This is a genomic window from Methylobacterium sp. 142-1Y (assembly GCF_057747795.1).
In genome coordinates, this window is the sequence record NZ_CM173224.1 from 4,813,930 (window position 1) to 4,833,726 (window position 19,797).

A 19,797-nucleotide genomic window follows, 5' to 3' on the forward strand; every position below is an offset into this window, starting at 1 on the left:
AGGGATGGAGACACCGACGCCCCCGGAGCCCGCAGACGGCTTCCGCTACGCCGACCTCACTCCGGCGACCGACTTCCTCAGTATCCTCGAGGACGCACACTATTGCGCCGTCCCGGACGGCTGGTGGGTGGCGGTCACCGACGTGGTCGATTCGACCGGCGCCATCGCGGCGGGGCGGTACCGGGCGGTGAACTTCGTCGGGGCGGCGGTGATCGCGGCCCTGCGCAACGCGCTGGGGCGGCGCGGGATGCCCCGAGACTTGCCTTTCGTGTTCGGCGGCGACGGGGCGAGCGTGCTGGTCGCGCCGGGGGAGGAAGCGGCGGCGCGAGAGGCGCTCGCCGCGACCGTGACCTGGGCCCGCGACGCGATGGGGCTGTCCTTACGCGCCGCCCTGGTGCCGGTGGCGGCGATCCGGGCGGCCGGGCACGCGGTCGAGGTGGCGCGCTATGCGCCGTCGCCGGACGTCGCCTACGCGATGTTCATGGGCGGCGGCCTCGCCTTCGCCGAGCGCGCCCTGAAGCAGGGGCGCTACGCGGTCGCCCCGGCGCCGGCGGGCACGCAGCCGGATCTGACCGGGCTGACCTGCCGGTTCGAGCCGGCGAGGGCGCGCCACGGCCTGATCCTGTCGATCCTGGTGGTGGCGGCCGAAGGCGCCGACCGGGACGCCGCGCGGGCGGCGATCGCCGACGTGGTGCGGCTCGCGGCCGAGGCGCCGGCCCGCGGCCATCCCCTGCCGCCGGGCGGGCCGCGCTTACGCTGGCCGCCGCCCGGCTTCTCCCACGAGGTGCGGGCGCGCGGGCCCCTGTGGGGCTCCCTGCTGCTGCGGCGCCTCCACCTCCTCGGTGCGACGATCCTCGCCCACCTGATCTTCCGCTTCGGCCTGCGGGTCGGCGGCTTCTCGGCCCCGCGCTACCTCGACGAACTGGTGGCGAATGCCGATTTCCGGAAATACGACGACGGCCTGCGCATGACCGTCGATTGCGGGCCCGATCTCGCGGCGCGGATCGAGGCGCGGCTGGAGGCGGCCGAGGCGGCGGGGCTGGTGCGGTTCGGCCTGCACCGCCAAGCCGCGGCGCTCACCACCTGCATCACCCCGGTCGCGGCCTTGCGCGACCACGTCCACTTCGTCGACGGCGAGGATGGCGGCTACGCGCGGGCGGCGCAGGCGTTGAAGGCGAAGCAGGCCGCGCACCGCACGGATGAGAAGACAGAGGCCGCGCATCGCCCGGCTGGCGCGGATCCGGGCATCGAATCGGCCCGGACGCCGGTTTGAGGCGAGAGCGTGGCCGCGAACGGGGCAGGCTGGCGATCGGTCGCAGCCCACCCTTGCGTCAAGAGAAGGGACTTGGTGACCAGACTCACCGTATATCCCGCCTTTCCGATTCGAACTGGAACAGAGCCCCCTTGGAAATGAACGACGCGGTGTGGACGGCTGAGGCGACCGAGAAGGCGGTCGCGCTGTGGATCGATGGACGTGACCCGGCGGAGATCGCCGGCGCGATCGGCACGACGGTCGCCGATGTGATCGGCCGTGTCGCGCAGGCCGCCCTGGCGCGGCAGCAGGCCAAGGCGGCCGAGAAGGCCGCGGCGGCCAAGTCTCCGGAAATGAAGTCTCCGGAGATCAAGGCTCCGGAGGTCAAGGCGGCGGCAGTTCCTGCCGCCCCCGCCAGGGTAGAGCAGGCCGCCTGGGTCGAGCCCGTGCGGGCAGAGCCGGTCCAGGCCGTCGCCAAGGTGGAGCCTGCCAAGATCGAGCCTGCCAGAGCGGAGGCCGCCAAGGCCGAACCCGTCAAGGCGGCCCCCAGGATCCTGCCTTCCCGGATCCTGACCGCGGAGGCCGCTCCCGTCTCCACCAAGGTCGTGACCAAGGCGGCCCCGGCCAAGCCTCCGGTCGCCAAGACGCCGATCGCCAAGACTCCGGTCGCCAAGACTCCGGTCGCCAAGCCCGCGGCGGCGCCGGTCGCCCAACCGGCGGCAGCTTTCACCAAGCCCGTCCAGAAGCCGGTCGCCGAGAAGCCGGTCGCCGAGAAGCCGGTCGCCAAGCCGGCGGTCGCGCCGCCGGCACCCCGCGTCGAGGCGCCGGTGATGAGCGCACGCGCCCTCGAGGAGGCCACCCGGGCGTTCCTGGCCGCCAACACGGCGCCGTCCCGCAAGGCGCCGCCCGCCCCGAAGGCCGCCCCGGCAGTGGCAGCCAGGCCCGAGGCCCCCCGGGTGCAGACTCCGCCGCGCCCCGTCGAGGCGCCTGTCCGTCCGGTCGCCCCGGTCGTCCAGGCGGCTCCCGAGCCCGTGATGGCCGCTCCCGCCATGGCCGAGACGGCCGAGGGCGGCAGCATCGTGGCGCTGCCGATGTCCCGCCGGGTGCCGGCGGCGGCGGCCGATGGCGGCGACGGGGTGCTGTTCCTCAAGGCGGGCCTCCTCGACTGCACCTTCCCGCTCTGGGCCGACGGCGACGGCACGGCGATCGAGTCGAAGCGCGTCTGCGGCTGCCGGGTGCTCACCGGCAAGCGCTGGTGCCACACCCACTACGCCACCGTGTTCGAGCCGCCGAAGCGGCCGATGCGGGCGGCCTGATGTCGGGAGTACTTCACGATCGCGGCGATCGTGAAGTACTCCCGGTCTTTGAGTTTGCGGCATTTTCTACGACGGACCGGTTTCCGCTTCGTCGGAAAATGCTCCATCCGGGCCCCGACAGGGGCCCGCATCCGTCATCCCGGCAGCACCACCATCACGTCCGGCTCGCGTCCGGTGGCGAGAGTGCCCTGGACGCGCCGCGCGTCGAGGTCGACGACCGCGATGCGGTCGTCCTCCAGGGCCGCGAAGGCCAGCGGGCTCGACGGGTGGCGGGCGAGCGCCACCGGCGCGGCCCCGAGCGGCACCACCGCCATCTCCTTGAGCGCCGGATCGAGGAGCGACAGGCTCTTCTCGGCGTAGTTCGCCAGGATCAGGTCGCCCTCCGGCCCGCAATCGACCCGCACCACATCCCCCCGCGTCGGCACGGAGCGGGCGACCGTCATCGCCTCGGCGGCGAGCGCGGTCAGCGTCGCGCTGCGGCGGTTGGCGACGTAGAGCGTGGCCTCGTCGGGGGAGAGGGCGTTGCCCTCCGGCCACAGCCCGGTCGCGGCGAGGCGCGGGCTCTCGGCCGGCGCGAAAGGCCTGACCCGGCTCACGGTGTTCGACAGGATGTTGGCGACGTAGGCCGTCTCGCCGTCCCGCGACAGCGAGAAGAGGTGGCCCTTGAGGCCGCCGGTCGCCACCGCCCGGTCCGGCCGCTCGGCCCGCTCCGGCGCGTCGAAGCCGAGGAGCACGTCGCGGTCCTCGCTCAGCACGAACAGCCGGTCCTTCGCGTCGAGCCGGATCCCGTGCAGGCGCCGGAACGGCCCGCAGTCGATCGTACGGGCGAGGCTCCGCGCGGCGAGATCGACGACGAAGACGGCATGTCCCCCCGGGCCCGGCGTGGTCGAGGACTTGGCGCCGTAGAGGGCCGCGTAGGCGCGCGCCCCGGCCCGGTCGACGACGAATTCGTGCGGGTACTCTCCCGGCAGCTCGACCCGGCCGGTGCGCCGGCCGCTGGCGAGCTCGTAGAAGCTCAAGGCGCGGTCGCCCTTCTCCATCACCAGGAGGGTGTCGGAACGGCCGGCCTGGATTTGGCTGGTCTGTGCCCGGACGGAGGTCGCCGTCAGGGCGAGGGCGGCGAGGCCGGACAGGCAGGTGCGGCGGTCGATGGCGGGGGGCATGGCGGTTCCTCGATCGTCCCCGACACAACCCGGAGGTGACGCAAGGGTTCTCCCCGTGCGCGCGCGTGGCGCTCCCGCCACATCGGCCGGCGATCGTCACCGGACCCATCGATGGTCGCATCGCCGTCACGCGACAACGGGCAGATATCCGGACACCCGTCGCGAGGACCCGGTCCATGCCGCATCTCCGTTCCTGGCCGCTCGCCGCCTTCCTGCTCGCGTCCGTCAGTCTGCCCGCCGCCGCCATCGAGGGACCGCCGGGCCCCTTCGGCGAAAAGCTGACCATCGACGAGAAGGGCATCACCCTCAAATTCCCCGACGACGCCGCCACCCTGCGGATCGGCGGGCGCCTGCAGCTCGATTTCGGCACCGGGCGGGTGCAGCAGCGCGGCTTCGGCACGGTGTTCGACACGCCGATCGCCGTGCGCCGCTCCTGGATCGAGAGCTACCTGACCCTCGGCAAGGTGCTGGAACTCGCCTTCCAGTACGATTTCGCCGAGCCGAACCGGCCGATCAACGACGCGGTCGTCGCCTACAAAGGGTTCAAGAACGTCATCGTCGCGCTCGGCAACATGAAGGAGCCGTTCAGCCTCGACCAGCTGATCTCCGACAACAACACCCTGTTCACCGAGCGCTCGCTCGCCGACGCCTTCGCGCCGGCCCGCAACTTCGGCTTCGCCGTCGGAACCTACGGCCGGAACTGGACCGCGGTGACCAGCGTGTTCGGCGGCAACATCAACAACGCCGCCATCGGCGACCAGGGCATCGCCTCGACCACCCGGGTCACCTACGCGCCCTACCTCAGCGAGGACGGGTACGACGTCCTGCATGTCGGGCTCGCCGGCAGCTACCGCTCGCTGCCGAACGACGGCAGCGCGCTCACCCTGTCGAGCCGCTCCGAGGCGTTCCTGTTCGCGCGGCAATTCGTGAATACCGGCGGCATCCGCGACGCGGCGAATATCGGCCGTGTCGGGCTCGAGGCGGCGTGGCAGGCCGGACCGTTCCGGCTCCAGGCCGAGTACATCCTGACCGAGATCGGCCGCTTCGGAGGCGCGCCTTCGTTGAGCTTCCAGGGCGGCTACGTCCAGGCCGGCCTGATCCTCAACGGCAAGGGCCGCCGCTACCAGATCGCCCCGAACTACGCCACGGAATACGCGGTGTTCGGGGGCGTGCAGGTCGAGGAGGCGCAGCGCGTCAGCCGCGGCGGCACCGGGGTGTTCGAGCTGGGGTTACGCTACAGCGCCATCGACCTCGAGGACCGCTCGATCCGCGGCGGCATCGAGCAGGACTTCACCGCCGGCGTGAACTGGTACCCGGACCGCAACATCCGCTTCGTGTTCGACTACGTCCGCTCCCACACCTCGCCCTCGCCGGCGAGCCTGAACTTCAACCGCCGGACGATCGATGCGGATGCGTTCATCGGGCGGGCGCAGCTGTATTGGTAGGATAGCCGCCGTCCCGATGGTGCGGTCGGCAGACGGGGATTGGATGCCGCCGATCTCCCGTCAGCGCGGCAACGCCGCGAATTTCGCCGTCAGGAAAAACGGCCGGGCCGGCTCGGGCGAGGCCGCGAGGGTGAGGCGGGAGGGCTCCTCCGCCAGGCGCAGGCGCGAGAACGGCGACGGCTCGGTCTCGATCACCGGCAAGGGCACGAAGGCGACCGGCACGAAGGCGGCCGCGACCTGGATCGGGTGGATCGGGGCTGCCGGGCGGCGGCGGGCCGGGATCACCACCACCTCGCGGCCGGCCAGCGCCAGGGCCTCGGGCCGGCTGACATCGCCGAAGCCGGCCGGCACGATGAAGGACGCGAAGGGGCTCGCCGAAGCAGTGCCGACGGGCGCGTAGGCGGTGGCGCCAGTGACCACGGCCGGGCCGGCGATGGTACCGGTGACGGCAGCAGCACCGGCGGCGGCCCCGAGACCCTGGGCCCGCTTCAGGATCGCGGTGAAGCTCGGATGCTGGCCGCCATCGGCGTAGGTGGTGCGCACCGCCTCCACCCCGCCCTCGACCAGGGCCCGGATGCGGGCCTCCTCCTCGCTGCGCCGCGCCACCGCCAGGGCCTCGACCGCCGGGTCGGGATAGGGAGCGAAGACGTAGGCCCCGCCCTCGACGCCGACCAAGGGCTCGCGGCCGGTCGCCTCGAACCGGTCCGAGCCCTCCTTGAGCTGGCGCCAGAAGGCGATGTGCCGGTCGCTGCGGTGGCGCGCCAGGGCGCGAGCGGTCATCCGGAACGGGAAGGCCTGGAACTGGAACGCCGCCTGGCCGCCGGCGAGCGCGTCGCGCACGAGCGCGTAGATCTCGCCGACCTGCCGGTCGGTCATCGCGAAGCAGCCGGCCGAGGAGCAGGTGCCGTGCACCATCAAGGCCGAGCCGGTGCCGCCATGGGCCCGGTCGTAGGCGTTGGGATAGCCGACGTCGAAGGAGAGGTAATAGGCCGAGTTCGGGTTCAGCTGCCGGGCCGCCACCGAGTAGAATCCCTCCGGGACCTGGCGGTCGCCGGAGCGGGTCTTGGGGCCGAGCTGGCCCGACCAGCGGCAGATCGGGAAGGTCTTGAGGTGGACGAAGCGGCCATCCGCCGCCCGCTTCCACACCTCGATCTCGGATTCCTGCTTGTAGGCCCGCAGCAGCACCGGCGCCGACGGCGCCATGGAGCGCGCCGCCATCAGGGCGACCGTCGCAGGCGGCACCGGAGCGAGGTGCTTGGGAGCCGCATGGACGGGGAGGGGACCCGCCAACAGGGCCGCCGAGACGGCCGCCCGGCACAGGATCGTCCGTCCCCGCAAGGCCATTCCCCGTCGCTCCATCCTCAGCCCGGCCGATGCCTGACACGGCAATGTGGCGGTTTTCGCGCGGGAGCCTGCCACCAAAGACTGTCGAGAGGGTGAAGACTGTCGAGCCACCGAACGGCAAAGCTTTTTCCCGGGAGTCGGCGTGATCACTGCGAGACGAAGCGTGGCCGGCATTCTCAAGATCTCGTTAACGTCTTGTTCGCTCCTGGTGGGCAGCATCGGCCGTCATGCCCCGCGAGGACACGCACGCCCCGCGAGGACACGCACGCCCCGCGAGGACACGCACGCCCCGCGAGGACACGCACGCCCCGCGAGGACACGCACGCCCCGCGAGGACACGCACGCCCCGCGAGGACACGCACGCCCCGCGAGGACACGCACGCCCCGCGAGGGCCCCGGATGACGGAGGCTGCCATGCCCGAGACCGGACGACGCTGGCTGCGGCTGGTGGAGGGGAATGCACCGCACGACGAGGTGGATGGGCCGCTGCCGGGGGAGGCGGGAATCCAGCGCCTCGCCGCCCTGCGGGGCCAGTTGCGCAACCAGCTCGCGGCCCTGCGGGACGCGCCGGTCTCCGCCGAGGCGCGGGCTACCCCGGAGGGCGCCGAGGCCGCGGCGGCTCTCGACCGGCTGGTCGCCGAGGTCACGCGGCTGGCGGAAAGCTGGGACCGCCTCGCGGCGGCAGTCAGTATCCTGTCGGCGGGTGGCGGGGCCGAGGGTGACGGGGCCGAGGGTGACGGGGCCAAGCCGAAGGAGTAGGATCGGGACCCCGACCGGCACCTTTCGAACGACCATGGCCCCGAATCTCAAGCTGCGACCGCTGGAACGCGAAGACCTGCTCTTCGTGCACCAGTTGAACAACAACGACAGCATCATGCGCTACTGGTTCGAGGAGGCCTACGAATCCTTCGCCGAGCTGGCGCAGCTCTACGAGCGCAACATCCACAACCAGACCGAGCGGCGCTTCATCATCGCCACCCCGGAGAACGAGCGCGCCGGCCTGGTCGAGCTGGTGGAGATCAACCACCTGCACCGCTCCTGCGAGTTCCAGATCGCGATCCACCCGTCCTTCCAGGGCCGCGGCTACGCCCTGCGGGCGACGCAGATCGCCATGGACTACGCCTTCAAGGTGCTCAACATCCACAAGCTCTACCTGCACGTCGACAAGGACAACCGGCGCGCCGTGGGCATCTACGAGGCCTGCGGCTTCGAGTCGGAGGGCATCCTGCGCGACGAATTCTTCGTCAACGGCAAGTACCGCGATGCGGTGCGGATGTGCATGTTCCAGCCGGCCTATCTCGCCCGGCGCGGCGGCGGCGACGTCAACGAGCCGGTGCTGAAGACCTGACCCCGCGCGCCGCAAGGGTGCCGCGGATTTCACGGGCCGGGGCCTGGGCACGATTCCGGAATGCGGCGGCGCCCCCCTGGCGCGGGCCTGCCCGGCTCCCCTATTGAGGGGGCCGACCGGGAGCCCCCAGAGCCTTGCTGCGCGAAACCTACCACATCGAGATCATCGGCCCCGAGGACGCGCCGGTCCAGCGCGCCTCGATCCGCAGTACCGGCCTCGACGCCGCCCGCGAGCGGGCGCTGCGCCTCTTTCGCCGGGCCCGGGTGCCGCAGCGCTCCGGCCCGGCGGCCGAGGCGGTGCGCATCGTCGACGGTGCCGGCACCGAGGTGTTTCGCTGGAGCGTGTGGGACGAGGGGACCGGGCCCGCGCGCGGGCGGGGATAGGCGCCCTCACCCCCCTTCCGGCCCCGTCCGCGCCGCCAGTTCGTCGATCAGGCCCTGCATCGAGGCCGGCACCGCGTCCGGCACCTGCCCGGCATACATGTTCCGCAAGAGACGGCCGATCTCGCCGAGCGACACGCTGCCCTTGACGATGACCCGCTCGGTGTCGCGGCCGAGCCGCTCCTTCTCGGCCGGGGTGATGTCCTTGGCGGTGAGCACCACCACCGGCACGTCGGCGCCGTCGGGCCGGGCGCGGAGCTGGGTCAGGAAGGCGAAGCCGTCCATCACCGGCATCATCAGGTCGAGGAGGATCAGCGAGGGCCGGCCCTCGTCGAGGCATCGGAGGCCGACGGCGCCGTTCTCGGCCTCGCGCACGGTCCAGCCGTCCCGGGACAGGCTGCGGCGCAGGCGCTCGCGGGCATCCGCGTCGTCGTCGACGAGGAGCACCGTACCGGGAGCATCCGCCGGACGGTAGCGCTCCATCAATCCCTTGAGGTGGTCCCAATCGATCGGCTTGACGAGGTAGTCGGTCGCCCCCAGCGCCCGGCCGAGGCCCTGCTCGTTGACCACCGAGGTCATGATCACCGGGGTCGCGGCGAGGTCCGGGTCGGTGCGGATGGCGTGCAGCACCGACCAGCCGTCCATCCTGGGCATCTCGATGTCGAGGAGGATCGCCCGGGGCCTGAGCGCCCGGGCGAGCGCCAGGCCCGCCTTGCCGTCGCTGGCGGTCCGCACCCGGAACCCCTCGCGCTCGAGGAAGCGGGAGAGCAGCTCCCGCGCCGCCGGGTCGTCGTCGACGAGGAGCACCGTGTCGTGGCGCGCGGCCTCCTCCTTGGCCTCGGCCAGCGCCCGAACCTCCTCGGGACTGGGCTCGTCGTCCTGCGCCGCCAGCACGGCGGGCAGCCGGATGGTGAAGGTCGCGCCCTCGCCGTAGGTCGAGGCGACCGTGATGTCGCCGCCCATGCGTCGGCAGAAGGCGCGGGTGATGGCGAGGCCCAGGCCCGTGCCGCCGAATTGCCGGGTGGTCGATTCGTCGGCCTGGGCGAAGCGCTCGAACAGCCGGCCGCACTGCTCCGGCGTGAGGCCGATGCCGGTGTCGGCCACCGCGAAGGTCAGCCACTCGGCCCCCTCCACGGAGTCGCGCCGGGCCGAGAGGGTGATGGTGCCGCCCTCCGTGAACTTCGCCGCGTTGCCGAGCAGGTTGACGAGGCACTGACGCACCTTGCCCTGGTCCTGGCGCATGGCGCCGGCATCGTCGGCGATGTCGAGGGCGAGGCGGTTGCGCTTCTTGCCCACCAGCGACTCGGTCGCCGCCACGACGTCGTCGATCATGTCGGTGACGGAAAAATCCTCGGCCGCGACCGTCATCCGACCGGCCTCGATCTTCGAGATGTCGAGGACGTCGTTGATGAGGCCGAGCAGGTGGCGGGCCGACGACTCGATCTTGCGCAGGTCCGGCAGCAGCTCGGCCTGGCCCAGATCCTCCAGCTCCTCGGCCAGCATCTCCGAATACCCGATCACCGCCGAGAGCGGGGTACGCAGCTCGTGGCTCATATTGGCGATGAACTGGCTCTTGGCGCGGTTGGCGGCTTCCGCGGCGTGGCGGGCGCGCTCGATCTCGGCCTCGGCCTCCTTGCGGTCGGTGATGTCGACATGCATGCCGACCCATTCGCGTAAACTTCCGTCCTCGGCGATCACGGGGGCGGCCCGCACCTCCATGTGGCGCCAGGCGCCGTCGCGCCGGCGCATCCGATACTCGATCTCGAAGGGGGTGCGCGCCTCGACGGCGTGGGCCCAGGATTCGGCGGCGCGGCCGCGATCGTCCGGATGCACCGCCTCGACCCAGCCCCACCCCTGGCATTCCTCGTCGCTCTGGCCGGTATAGGCGGTCCAGCGCCACTGCCCGATCGAGAGCTCGCCATTGGCGTCCGCCGACCAGATGATCGCCGCGGCGCTGTCGACGAGGGCGCGGAAGCGCTCCTGGGCGTGGCGCAGGCGCTCCTCGGCGGCACGCCTGCGGGTGATGTCGGTATTGGTGCCGTACCAGCGCAGGATGCGCCCGGACGCGTCGCGCGAGGGCTGGGCCCGCGACAGGAACCAGCGGAAGACCCCGTCGGCGCCTTTCAGCGGGAAGGTGTCCTCCCAGGACTCGCCGGCCGCGAAGGCACGGCGGAAGCGCGCTTCGACCCGCTCGAGGTGGTCCGGATGGTGGACGGCGCGCCAGCCCCAGCCCCGCATCGTCTCGAGGGTCGTGCCGGTGTAGTCGTACCAGCGCTGATTGTACCAGACGATGGAGCCGTCGGCCTCGGCGATCCAGGCGAGCTGCGGCAGCGACTCGGCGAGGTTGCGGTAATCGTCCGGCTGCAGGGCGCTCTCGCTCATCGGATGCGGCCCCGGACGGGGTGCGAGGGCAGGCGGTCGGGCATCCGGGGGGGCTCCGTGGCGTGGCCCCGACAGGGGGCCCAGCGACGGAACTAATCGGGTGCGGGCCGGCTTCCAGTGCGCTCCGTTGACCTCGCGTCGCAAGGCCTCAGCCGAACTGCTCGCGCAGGATGCGCTCGTCCATGCCCTGGCCGGGATCGTGCAGCATCACGAGGTCGGTCGAGCGGTCGAGCTGGGTCTCGACCCGGGCGACGCGGCGGAACTCGGTATGGTCGGCCACCGCCGCGACGGGGCGGTATTCCGGGTCCTTCACCTCGATGCGGATGCGGGCGTGGTTGGGCAGGAGCACGCTGCCCTGGCGCCGGGGCCGGAAGGCCGAGATCGGGGTGAGCGCGATGAGCTGGGACGAGATCGGCAGGATCGGCCCGCCGACCGAGAGGTTGTAGGCGGTGGAGCCCACGGGCGTCGCCGCCAGCACCCCGTCGGCGATCAGCTCGGGCAGGCGGACCTGGCCGTCGATCGAGATCTTCAGCTTGGCGGTCTGGTGGGTCTGGCGCAGCATGTAGACCTCGTTGACCGCCCGCGCCGTATGGGTGAGGCCGAGCACGTCTGTCGCCACCATCAGGAGCGGGTGGACGATGCTGCGCTGGGCCACCTCCAGCCGCTCGATCAGATCCTCGAGGTGGAACTCGTTCATCAGGAAGCCGACGGTGCCGCGGTTCATGCCGTAGATCGGCTTGCCCGTGCCCATGAAGCGGTGCAGCGCCTGGAGCATCAGCCCGTCGCCGCCCAACCCCACCACCACGTCCGCCTCCTCGGGCGGCACATGGTCGTAGCGCTGCATCAGGAGCTCGGCCGCCTGGCGGGCGTCGGGCGTCGGGCTCGCGATGAAGGCGATCTGGTTGAAGCGCCGCGCCATGTGGGGTGTCCCGACCGCCGAAATCGTCAAGGTCCCGCCGCGCCTCCCTCGACGCGACCGGCCGCCGGGCCGTCGCCGGCCGCGGCGGCAGAGGCATAGCACGCGGGGGCGGCGTGTCGTCCAGCGGTCGGCGACGCTCAGGCGAGACCCAATCCCCATTGCAGGGGGACGAACTCGTAGGCCGCACCCGCCTTCGCGATGTGGCCGGCGGCCGGGAAGGGGGCGTGGTAGAAGGCGACCGGCAGCCGCTCGTCGGCGGCGAGCGCCAGCATCCGGTGGCGGGTGGTCCGGGCCTGGTCGGCATCCATGTCGAACAGCGCCGACCAGTCGGGATGGCGCACGAAAAGGGCCGGGTGGTTGGTGATGTCGGAGGCGATCAGGAGCCGCTTGCCGCCCGATTCGAGCCGGAACGAGGTGTGGCCGGGCGTGTGGCCGGGGGTGCCGAGCGCGGTGAGGCCCGGCAGCACCTCCTTGTCCCACGAATAGCGCTCGACCTTGAGGCCGCTCCCGAAGGTTTTTTGGACGGCGGCGAGATTGGCCTTCAGCGCCTCGGGCGGGTTCGCCATGCGCCCGTCATCCATCCAGAATCGCCATTCGGCCTCCGGCACCAGCACTTGCGCGTTCGGGAAGGTCGGCGAGCCGTCCTTGCGCTTGAGGCCGAGGATGTGGTCGGGGTGGAAGTGGCTGATCACCACCGCGTCGATCGTGCCCGGCTCGATCCCGGCGAGCGCCAGCCCGTGCAACACGCCGCCGGTGCCGGGCGGGCCCTGATCGGCGAAGCCCGCATCGACCAGCACCCGTTTGCCCCCGAGGGTGAGAAGGAGCGGCGTGAAGGTGATCGGCAGCACGTCGGTCGGCAGGAAGGCCTGGGCCAACGCCGCCTGGACCTCGGGGAGGGGAGCGTTGCGCACGAAGCCGGCATCGAGGGGGCGCTTCACCCCGCCCTCGTGCAGGGCCGTCACCGAGTCCTCGCCGAGGCGATAGCGGTAGACCCCCGGCAGGTCGGCGGCCGGCGCCGCGGCGCCGCCGGCGAGGCCGGGGGCGCTGGCAAGCACCGGGCCGGCGAGGATGCCCCCGGCCATGAGGGTGCGACGGTTCATCGACATGGAGGCCTCCCTGGAGCGTCGTCCTCCCGCAGCTAGAGCGCGGGCCGCGGAAGGGGATGGGTGCCGCACGGATCTCTCATGCGCGCGATACAGCCGCGCGCCGCCGTCGTGTACCGTGGCGGTCGAATCACCAGCAGGGCAGGACGCTCATGGGCACCAGGATCGCCGCATTCGGCATCGGTCTTCTCTCCGCGCTCCTCGTCGTGGCGGTCCCGCGGGAGGCCGCTCACGCCGCCTCGCGGGCGCCGGTCGCCGCCGAGCACGGCATGGTCGTCACCGCCCAGCATCTCGCGACGCAGGTCGGCGTCGATGTGCTCAAGCAGGGCGGCAACGCCATCGATGCGGCGGTCGCGGTCGGCTACGCGCTGGCGGTGGTCTATCCGGCCGCCGGCAATCTCGGCGGCGGCGGCTTCATGACGATCCAGCGCGCCGACGGCAGCCGGACCTTCCTGGATTTCCGCGAGAAGGCGCCGCTCGCCGCCACCCGCGACATGTTCCTCGACACGAACGGGAACGTGATCAAGGGCGCGAGCACCAAGAGCTTCCTCGCCGTCGGCGTGCCCGGCACCGTGTCCGGCCTCGAGGAGGCGCGGGCGAAATACGGCACGAAGCCCCGCGCCGACCTGATCGCGCCGGCGATCCGGCTCGCGGACGAGGGCTTCGCCCTCGACCAGGGCGACGTCGACATGCTGGGAACCGCCACCGAGGATCTCGGCAAGGATCCGGCATCCGCAAAAATCTTCCTGAACCAGGGGCAGCCCTACCGGGTGGGCGACACGCTGGTTCAGAAAGACCTCGCCGGGACGCTGCGGGCGATCGGCGAGCAAGGCAAGGAGGGGTTCTACAAGGGCGCGGTCGCCGAGGCGCTGACCGGGGCGAGCCGGGCGCAAGGCGGGCTCATCGTCCAGGCCGACCTCGACCGCTACGCTACCCGCGAATTGCCGCCGATCGAGTGCGACTATCGCGGCTACCGGGTGATCTCGGCCCCGCCGCCCAGTTCCGGCGGGGTGGTGATCTGCGAGATGCTGAACATCCTCGAAGGCTACGACCTGGCGAAGCTCGGCTGGGGCTCGGCGCAGGCGGTCCATTACGAGATCGAGGCGATGCGCCACGCCTATCTCGACCGCAACAGCTATCTCGGCGACCCCGATTTCGTGAAGAACCCGGTCGCCCGGCTGACCGACAAGGCCTATGCGGCCAAGATCCGCGCCGCGATCGACCCGCAGAAGGCCGGGGTCTCGGCCGAGCTGAAGCCCGGCTCAGCCCCGCACGAGGGCAGCAACACCACGCATTACTCGATCGTCGATTCACAGGGCAACGCGGTCTCGGTGACCTACACCCTCAACGACTGGTTCGGCGTGCGGATCACCGCGCCGGGGACCGGCGTCCTCCTCAACAACGAGATGGACGACTTCACCGCCAAGGTCGGCGTGCCGAACATCTACGGCCTGCTCCAGGGCGAGGCCAACGCCGTCGCGCCCGGCAAGACGCCGTTGAGCTCGATGAGCCCGACCATCGTCACCCGGGACGGCAAGCCGGTCTTCGTGACCGGGACGCCGGGCGGCAGCCGGATCATCACGGTGGTGCTGCACAGCATCCTCAACGTGATCGATTACGGGATGAACGTGCAGGAAGCCGTGGATGCCCCGCGCCTCCACAACCAGTGGATGCCCGACGTGACCAATGTCGAGCGCTTCGCCCTGTCGCCGGACACCCGCAAGATTCTCGAAGGCATGGGGCACAAGTTCGGCCCGGCCCAGCCGGCGAACCACCTGGCGGCGATCCTGATCGGGGCGCCGACTTTGGGCGGCCAGCCGGTGGGGGCGTTTCGGTATTACGGGGCGAACGATCCGCGGCGGAATACCGGGAGTGCGTTGGGGTATTGAGAGGGAGCGAGGTGGGGGTGTCGCGGGAGCCTTGGGCTTCCGCGGCGCGAGGGCAGATTTACCGGGACACGATCGGTCCGAGTGAATCGCTGACGCTGACCGCTGGTGCGTTCTACTCCGGAATTTCACTCTCTTGGAACGGAGGCGGCTAGGCCTTGGACCGTTCCATGACAGTAGGCCTCATTGGACTGGCCTAGCTGGTAGGGTAGCAACCGGTGCGAGCCAACAACGGCGCTCATCGCCACGCTCGCCTGTACCCTGGTCGGCTCAGGAGAGCTTGCAAGTGGCGATGCGGCCAGCACAACGATCCATCGAGTTTGCCTTGGTCATTACATAGCTAATTTGGAAACACATCATTAAACCACAGCCCAAAAGGCTCGCTTGGAACAAGGTACACGACTGCAATGCTGGACGATGCAGGATATGGCAGTTTGGCAGCCCGACATAACTACCACGTACGTATGCGCGTGACTCATTGCTCGTTATGGACTAAATTTCCAGTCAGGTGGGGGCGATCCATGCCTATTTTGCTGGATGACCGAGAAAAAATGCACAACCCACTATCAACCGACGATTCATGCGAAGGCATGCGCTTGAGAATTAATATTATTTTATCAAAAATCACTATAATATCATCTTAACATCAATTCGATCGATATGATATCAAGATAAGCGAATAACAGCTATATCTTTTGTATATACAGAATCGGGGACCTGAAGTGAAAATTTATATCAGCTACAGCCACAAAGATCGTGACGCGGTCGAGCGCATCACTTCTCGATTAACACAGGATGGGCATGATATTTGGATCGACAGCCAAAGCTTGGCGCCTGGAGATGTTATAGAAGAAAAATTTGTAGAGGGACTTGCTCAATCTGATGTTCTTATTGTTGTGGTTAGTGAGAATTCGTTCCGTTCAAAATGGGTCCAGCGTGAATTTTCCATGCTTGCCCTCAATCAGATCTCCAGCCGAGATAAGCGCATCATACCTATAAAAATAGACGAATCAGAAGTACCAAGTTATCTCGCAGATAGATATTATCTCGATCTGTCACTTAATTTCCAAGCAGGACTCGAAAAGCTTAGTGAGACGCTTCGTAGCCCTATTTTGGAGTCATTCACCCGCCCTGCTACAACAGCGACATCAACCGAAACTAGAGCAGATCAAATAGCCAAATTGCGCGACGCACTTCGGCAGGGGAATTTAACCCTCATGTGCGGAGCCGGCGTTTCCGTTGAGGCTGGAATCCCAGCATGGGGCAATCTCTTAGTAAGACTTCTTGAATTGATGATGGACAAACTTTCAAGGAGCCACCCTCAAAAACTTGGGGAGTTGGAGGCCGCGGAGTTTCAGAAACGCCATGGAGCATCATCTCTTATATTAGGAAAATTTCTTAAGAACAATTTGGGCGATGAGTTCCCAATCAAGGTCAGAGAAGCCCTGTACGAAGCGCCCCTATTAAAATCCCCTTTAATCGAAAGTATCATACAGCTGGCTCGTCCGCAGCGACACACCAGATCACTTGAGTCTATTATAACATTTAATTTTGATTCTATTATAGAAGAAAATTTTGACTCCAATCAAATTAGCAATAGAGCAATTTATTCCGAGTCAATCAAGCACAAAGGCCATGAAATACCTATCTATCACGTCCATGGATATCTACCTAGACAGGGCGAACTCCCAGAAAAATCCACACTCGTATTTAGCGAAGATGCATATCATACGCAGTTCATTGATCCTTTTAGCTGGTCAAATTTGATACAACTTACAAAATTGACGCAAAATACATGATTACTAATCGGTATAAGCTTAACAGATCCCAATATGAGGCGCCTGCTAGATGTGGTGTGGAGAAAAAATCCTGAAAAAACTCTTGGACATTACATCATCAAGCGAAAGCCGACCTCATTCAACGGAGGTGCACTGGATGATATCTCAAAATTGCTAGAAGAGCAAGATGCAAATGCGTTGGGGTTAAATGTAATCTGGATAGATGAATACCAGGAATTGCCTGGTATCCTCACGCAGATTGCTCACATCAGATAATTATCTATGCCCGTCGCCGCGGCATCACACACTGATGGTCGTGCTGGTTCTATAAGCCTTCCTTTCGCGAACCGCCCGCAGCGAGCGCGGAACAGCCGTTCCGCGCCCGCTCCACCCCTCACGCCGCCGCCGGCACCCCGCCGAACCGGCGCTGCCGCCCGCGAAACGCCGCCATCGCCGCGGCCAGTTCCGCCTCGCCGAAATCCGGCCAGGCGCAGGGCGTGAAGTGCAGCTCGGCATAGGCGCTCTCCCAGAGCAGGAAGTCGGAGAGGCGCTGCTCGCCGCTGGTGCGGATCACGAGGTCGACCTCCGGGGCGCCGTCGCCGGTGACGAGGCGGGCGAAGTCCTCGCGGGTGGCGTCGGGGGCGGCGAGCCGGGCGGCGGAGAGGATCGCGTCGCGGGCCGAGTAGTCGAGGGCGATGCGCAGGTGCAGGCGGGTCCCGGCGCGGGTCGCCGCCTCGGCGGCGGCGATGGCGTCGGCCAGGCCGTCGGGCAGGCGGTCGCGCCGGCCGATCACCGTGAGACGGATGCCGTCGCGGCGTAAGAGCTCGACCTCGCGGGTCAGGTAGAGGCGCAGCAGGGCCATCAGCCCGGTCACCTCCGCCGCCGGGCGGCACCAGTTGTCGGTGGAGAAGGCGTAGAGCGTCAGCGTGCCGATGCCCTCACCGGGCGCCGCCCGCGCCACCCGCCGCACCGTCGCGACCCCGGCCTCGTGCCCGACGCCGCGGGGCAGGCCGCGGCGTTCCGCCCAGCGGCCGTTGCCGTCCATGATCAGGCCGACGTGAATCTTGGCGTTCTGTGAAGAAGTGCTTTGCATTGCAAAGTCTCCGGGTAAAAAAGGGGGGAAACGGTTCAGGCGGGGCGGGGCGCGGGCTCGCCCTCGCCTTTGCCCTCGCCGTGGCGGGCGGCCTCGGCGGCGTCGCGGACCACGCGTTCCAGTACGGCGAGATAGGCGACGAAGCGCTCCCGCCCGGCCGGGGTGAGGCGGCAGGTGGTGAGCGGGCGCCGTCCCTCGTAGCCCTTGTGGATCTCGACGAGGCCGGCCTCCTCCAGCACCCCGAGATGGCGGCTGAGATTGCCGTCGGTCAGGCCGCAGAGCTGCTTGAGGTCGCCGAAGGCCAGGGGCTTTCGGTGCGAGGCGAGGGAGGTGAGCAGGCTGAGCCGTGCCCGCTCGTGCAGCACCCGGTCGAGCCCGTCATAGGCGAAAGGCGCCGGCTCAGGCATGGTCGCCTCCCGGGGCACGATGGAGGATGAGGGCCAGCAGCCCCTGGCCGAGAGCGAAGGGCAGCCCCATGATCCAGGGCGAGAGGGCATGCCCCTCGGAAGCGGCCGCGATCGCGCCGAGGCCCGCGACGAGGTACCAGCCCGCCGCCAGGGCGACCGGCCGCGGCAGGGCGCGCAGGGACGAGAACAGCCCGAGCCCGACCAGCATCTGCCACAGGCCCGGCAGCAGCCACAGCGAGTCCGGGGCGAGGCGCGCCAGGACCAGGAGCAGCAGCGCCCCGGCGGCGCCGGCCGGCAGGAACGCCTCGACGGCATTGAGGATCATCGCGTCGGCGAGACCCGAATGATGCCGGCGGCTGCGCGCCAGCATCTCGGCCCCGATCACCCCGACCGAGACGAACGCGGTGGCGATCCAGCCGGCGAGGAAGGTGAAGGGGCGGCCGGTGGGATCGTCGAGGAATATCGCCTGGAGGCTTGCGGTGGCGAGCGCCAGGCCGCCCGTGAGGGCGAGTGCGGAGGGGCCGTAGCCCTGGAAGGCGGTGCCGGCAGCGACCTGGCTCCTGATCGCCACGATATCGGCCAGCACCTTCTCGAGGTCGGCCTTGCCGAGGTCCGTCCGGTCGAGGTCGCGCATCGGGGAACTCGCATCAACTTTCCAATGCAAAGTATGCCGATCCACAAAGTCGCGCAAGCGGATTCGGGCGGCCGCGCGACCGCCCGCTCGTGCTCTTACCGGTTGGCCCGCGCCAGGGCGGCGTGGAGCAGGAGGTTCACGCCCGGCAGGGTCGGCTCCAGGGCGATGTCCTCGGCCTCGTTGTGGGTGATGCCGTCCCGGCAGGGGGTGAAGATCATGCAGGCCGGAGCGACCCGGGCGACGTGGTAGGCGTCGTGGCCGGCCTGGGAGCGCAGGTTCATGGTCGGGACGCCGAGGTTTTTCGCGGTCTCGCGCAACAGGCCGATCAGCCCGTCATCGAAGGAGAAGACCCCGAACCCCCATTCCTCGGCGATGGAAATCTGCGTCAGCGAGCGGGCGGCGCAATCGGGCAGGGCGGCGCGCAAGGCGGCCTTCATGGTCTCCAGGGTCTCGAGCTGCGGCGCCCGCATGTCGATGAACAGCTCGGCGTATTCCGACAGGGTGCCGGGGAGGTTGGGCACCAGGTCGAGCCGGGCGGCGGTGGCCTTGGCGTCGGTGTCGGCATGGGCCCAGCCGATGTCGTTGACCGCCACCGCCACCATGGCGGCCCCCACCAGCGCGTTGTGGCGCTCGCCCATCGGGGTCGGGCCGGTATGGGCGGTGGCGCCCTCGACGGCGATGCGCATGCCGCAGCTCGGATAGCCGCCGGTGACGATGCCGACCGGCACGCCGGCCTTGTCGAGGGCCGGGCCCTGCTCGATGTGGAGCTCGAAATAGGCGTCGATGGTGCGGCCGCCGACCGCGTCCGGTCCGCGATAGCCGATGCCGTCCAGCGCGTCGCCGAAGCGGATGCCGTCGCGGTCGCGCCGGTTCTCGACCCAGTCCGGCGTCGCCTGGCCGGACCAGGCCAGCGAGCACAGCATCGGCGGCGAGAACCGCGCGCCCTCCTCGTTGGTCCAGTTCACGACCTCGATCGCGCGCTTCGTCGCGATCCCGAGATCGTCGAGGGTACGCAGGACCTCCAGGCCCGCCAGCATGCCCAGGATGCCGTCGAAGCGCCCGCCGGCCCATTGGGTGTCGAGGTGGCTGCCGATCACCACCGGCGGCAGGCCGGGCTCGGTCCCTTCGCGGCGCAGCACCATGTTGCCGAGCCCGTCGATGGTCAGCGGATAGCCGCCTTCCTCCGCCCAGGACTTCAGCTGGTCGCGCATCACCCGGTCCGGCTCGGTCAGGGTCAGGCGCCGCAGGCCCCCCCGGGGCCCGGTGCCGATGCCGGCCGACACCATCAGGGTGTCCCAGAGCCGGGAGCCGTTCACGGAGAGGTTGGTGGTCATCGCCGATAAGCCT

At 69.0% G+C, this 19,797-nt stretch carries 17 protein-coding genes; 8 read left to right on the plus strand and 9 right to left on the minus strand.

Translation table 11 applies throughout. The features are described 5' to 3' along the window. Positions 1–4 precede the first annotated feature (4 nt). Both AC3AOF_RS22095 and AC3AOF_RS22100 read left to right on the plus strand, forming a co-directional pair. Positions 5–1,273: a DUF3095 domain-containing protein gene (locus tag AC3AOF_RS22095; RefSeq protein WP_488346493.1), complete on the plus strand. Its 1,269-nt coding sequence runs from the start codon at positions 5–7 to the stop codon at positions 1,271–1,273. 137 nt (positions 1,274–1,410) lie between these two features. Further along, positions 1,411–2,568 (plus strand): hypothetical protein, encoded by a 1,158-nt coding sequence (locus AC3AOF_RS22100; protein WP_488346494.1) that lies wholly within the window; start codon positions 1,411–1,413, stop codon positions 2,566–2,568. A gap of 134 nt (positions 2,569–2,702) precedes the next feature. Here the strand turns inward: AC3AOF_RS22100 and AC3AOF_RS22105 are convergent, their stop codons facing one another. Beyond that, entirely contained in the window at positions 2,703–3,731 is a 1,029-nt protein-coding gene (locus AC3AOF_RS22105; protein ID WP_488346495.1) for a YncE family protein, read from the minus strand. 176 nt (positions 3,732–3,907) lie between these two features. Here AC3AOF_RS22105 and AC3AOF_RS22110 point away from each other — a divergent pair, with 176 nt between their 5' ends. Then, positions 3,908–5,176 carry an OprO/OprP family phosphate-selective porin gene (locus tag AC3AOF_RS22110; protein ID WP_488346496.1) on the plus strand — a complete coding sequence of 423 codons (1,269 nt, stop codon included), beginning with the start codon at positions 3,908–3,910 and terminating at the stop codon, positions 5,174–5,176. A 60-nt stretch (positions 5,177–5,236) separates the two neighbouring features. Here the strand turns inward: AC3AOF_RS22110 and AC3AOF_RS22115 are convergent, their stop codons facing one another. Next, complete coding sequence (locus tag AC3AOF_RS22115; protein ID WP_488346497.1) at positions 5,237–6,520, minus strand: L,D-transpeptidase family protein; 1,284 nt, start codon at positions 6,518–6,520, stop codon at positions 5,237–5,239. A 399-nt stretch (positions 6,521–6,919) separates the two neighbouring features. Between AC3AOF_RS22115 and AC3AOF_RS22120 the strand changes: the two genes are divergently transcribed. The 3 genes from AC3AOF_RS22120 (at position 6,920) to AC3AOF_RS22130 (ending at position 8,251) form a co-directional block, all read left to right on the plus strand. Beyond that, on the plus strand, positions 6,920–7,279 hold the full coding sequence (locus AC3AOF_RS22120) for a hypothetical protein (RefSeq protein WP_488346498.1): 360 nt from the start codon (positions 6,920–6,922) through the stop codon (positions 7,277–7,279). Positions 7,280–7,313: 34 nt separating this feature from the next. Continuing rightward, positions 7,314–7,868, plus strand: coding sequence for a spermidine N1-acetyltransferase (gene speG / locus AC3AOF_RS22125; RefSeq protein WP_236988850.1), 555 nt, complete (start codon positions 7,314–7,316; stop codon positions 7,866–7,868). A 137-nt stretch (positions 7,869–8,005) separates the two neighbouring features. Further along, positions 8,006–8,251 carry a hypothetical protein gene (locus AC3AOF_RS22130; RefSeq protein ID WP_236992695.1) on the plus strand — a complete coding sequence of 82 codons (246 nt, stop codon included), beginning with the start codon at positions 8,006–8,008 and terminating at the stop codon, positions 8,249–8,251. A 6-nt stretch (positions 8,252–8,257) separates the two neighbouring features. Here AC3AOF_RS22130 and AC3AOF_RS22135 read toward each other — a convergent pair whose 3' ends face one another. The 3 genes from AC3AOF_RS22135 to AC3AOF_RS22145 form a co-directional block, all read right to left on the minus strand. Continuing rightward, a complete protein-coding gene (locus AC3AOF_RS22135) occupies positions 8,258–10,630 on the minus strand; it encodes a hybrid sensor histidine kinase/response regulator (protein WP_488346499.1) in 2,373 nt (790 codons plus the stop codon). Between the two features lie 148 nt (positions 10,631–10,778). After that, the gene (locus AC3AOF_RS22140; RefSeq protein ID WP_236988848.1) at positions 10,779–11,549 is read right to left on the minus strand and encodes an NAD kinase; all 771 of its coding nucleotides are present in this window, start codon (positions 11,547–11,549) and stop codon (positions 10,779–10,781) included. A 137-nt stretch (positions 11,550–11,686) separates the two neighbouring features. Further along, entirely contained in the window at positions 11,687–12,649 is a 963-nt protein-coding gene (locus AC3AOF_RS22145) for an MBL fold metallo-hydrolase (protein WP_488346500.1), read from the minus strand. A gap of 167 nt (positions 12,650–12,816) precedes the next feature. Here AC3AOF_RS22145 and ggt point away from each other — a divergent pair, with 167 nt between their 5' ends. Then, positions 12,817–14,541 carry a gamma-glutamyltransferase gene (ggt, locus tag AC3AOF_RS22150; RefSeq protein WP_488349035.1) on the plus strand — a complete coding sequence of 575 codons (1,725 nt, stop codon included), beginning with the start codon at positions 12,817–12,819 and terminating at the stop codon, positions 14,539–14,541. A gap of 719 nt (positions 14,542–15,260) precedes the next feature. After that, positions 15,261–16,337, plus strand: coding sequence for a TIR domain-containing protein (locus AC3AOF_RS22155; RefSeq protein WP_488346501.1), 1,077 nt, complete (start codon positions 15,261–15,263; stop codon positions 16,335–16,337). A 373-nt stretch (positions 16,338–16,710) separates the two neighbouring features. Here the strand turns inward: AC3AOF_RS22155 and AC3AOF_RS22160 are convergent, their stop codons facing one another. The 4 genes from AC3AOF_RS22160 to AC3AOF_RS22175 all read right to left on the minus strand — a co-directional run bounded on the left by AC3AOF_RS22160 (position 16,711) and on the right by AC3AOF_RS22175 (position 19,784). After that, the gene (locus AC3AOF_RS22160) at positions 16,711–17,409 is read right to left on the minus strand and encodes a di-trans,poly-cis-decaprenylcistransferase (protein WP_488346502.1); all 699 of its coding nucleotides are present in this window, start codon (positions 17,407–17,409) and stop codon (positions 16,711–16,713) included. A gap of 35 nt (positions 17,410–17,444) precedes the next feature. Continuing rightward, positions 17,445–17,816 (minus strand): winged helix-turn-helix domain-containing protein, encoded by a 372-nt coding sequence (locus AC3AOF_RS22165; protein WP_488346503.1) that lies wholly within the window; start codon positions 17,814–17,816, stop codon positions 17,445–17,447. Further along, positions 17,809–18,450: a hypothetical protein gene (locus AC3AOF_RS22170; RefSeq protein ID WP_488346504.1), complete on the minus strand. Its 642-nt coding sequence runs from the start codon at positions 18,448–18,450 to the stop codon at positions 17,809–17,811. Before AC3AOF_RS22170 ends, AC3AOF_RS22165 begins: the two co-directional genes overlap by 8 nt. Before the next feature lie 95 nt (positions 18,451–18,545). Continuing rightward, the gene (locus AC3AOF_RS22175) at positions 18,546–19,784 is read right to left on the minus strand and encodes a Zn-dependent hydrolase (RefSeq protein ID WP_488346505.1); all 1,239 of its coding nucleotides are present in this window, start codon (positions 19,782–19,784) and stop codon (positions 18,546–18,548) included. Positions 19,785–19,797: the final 13 nt, after the last annotated feature.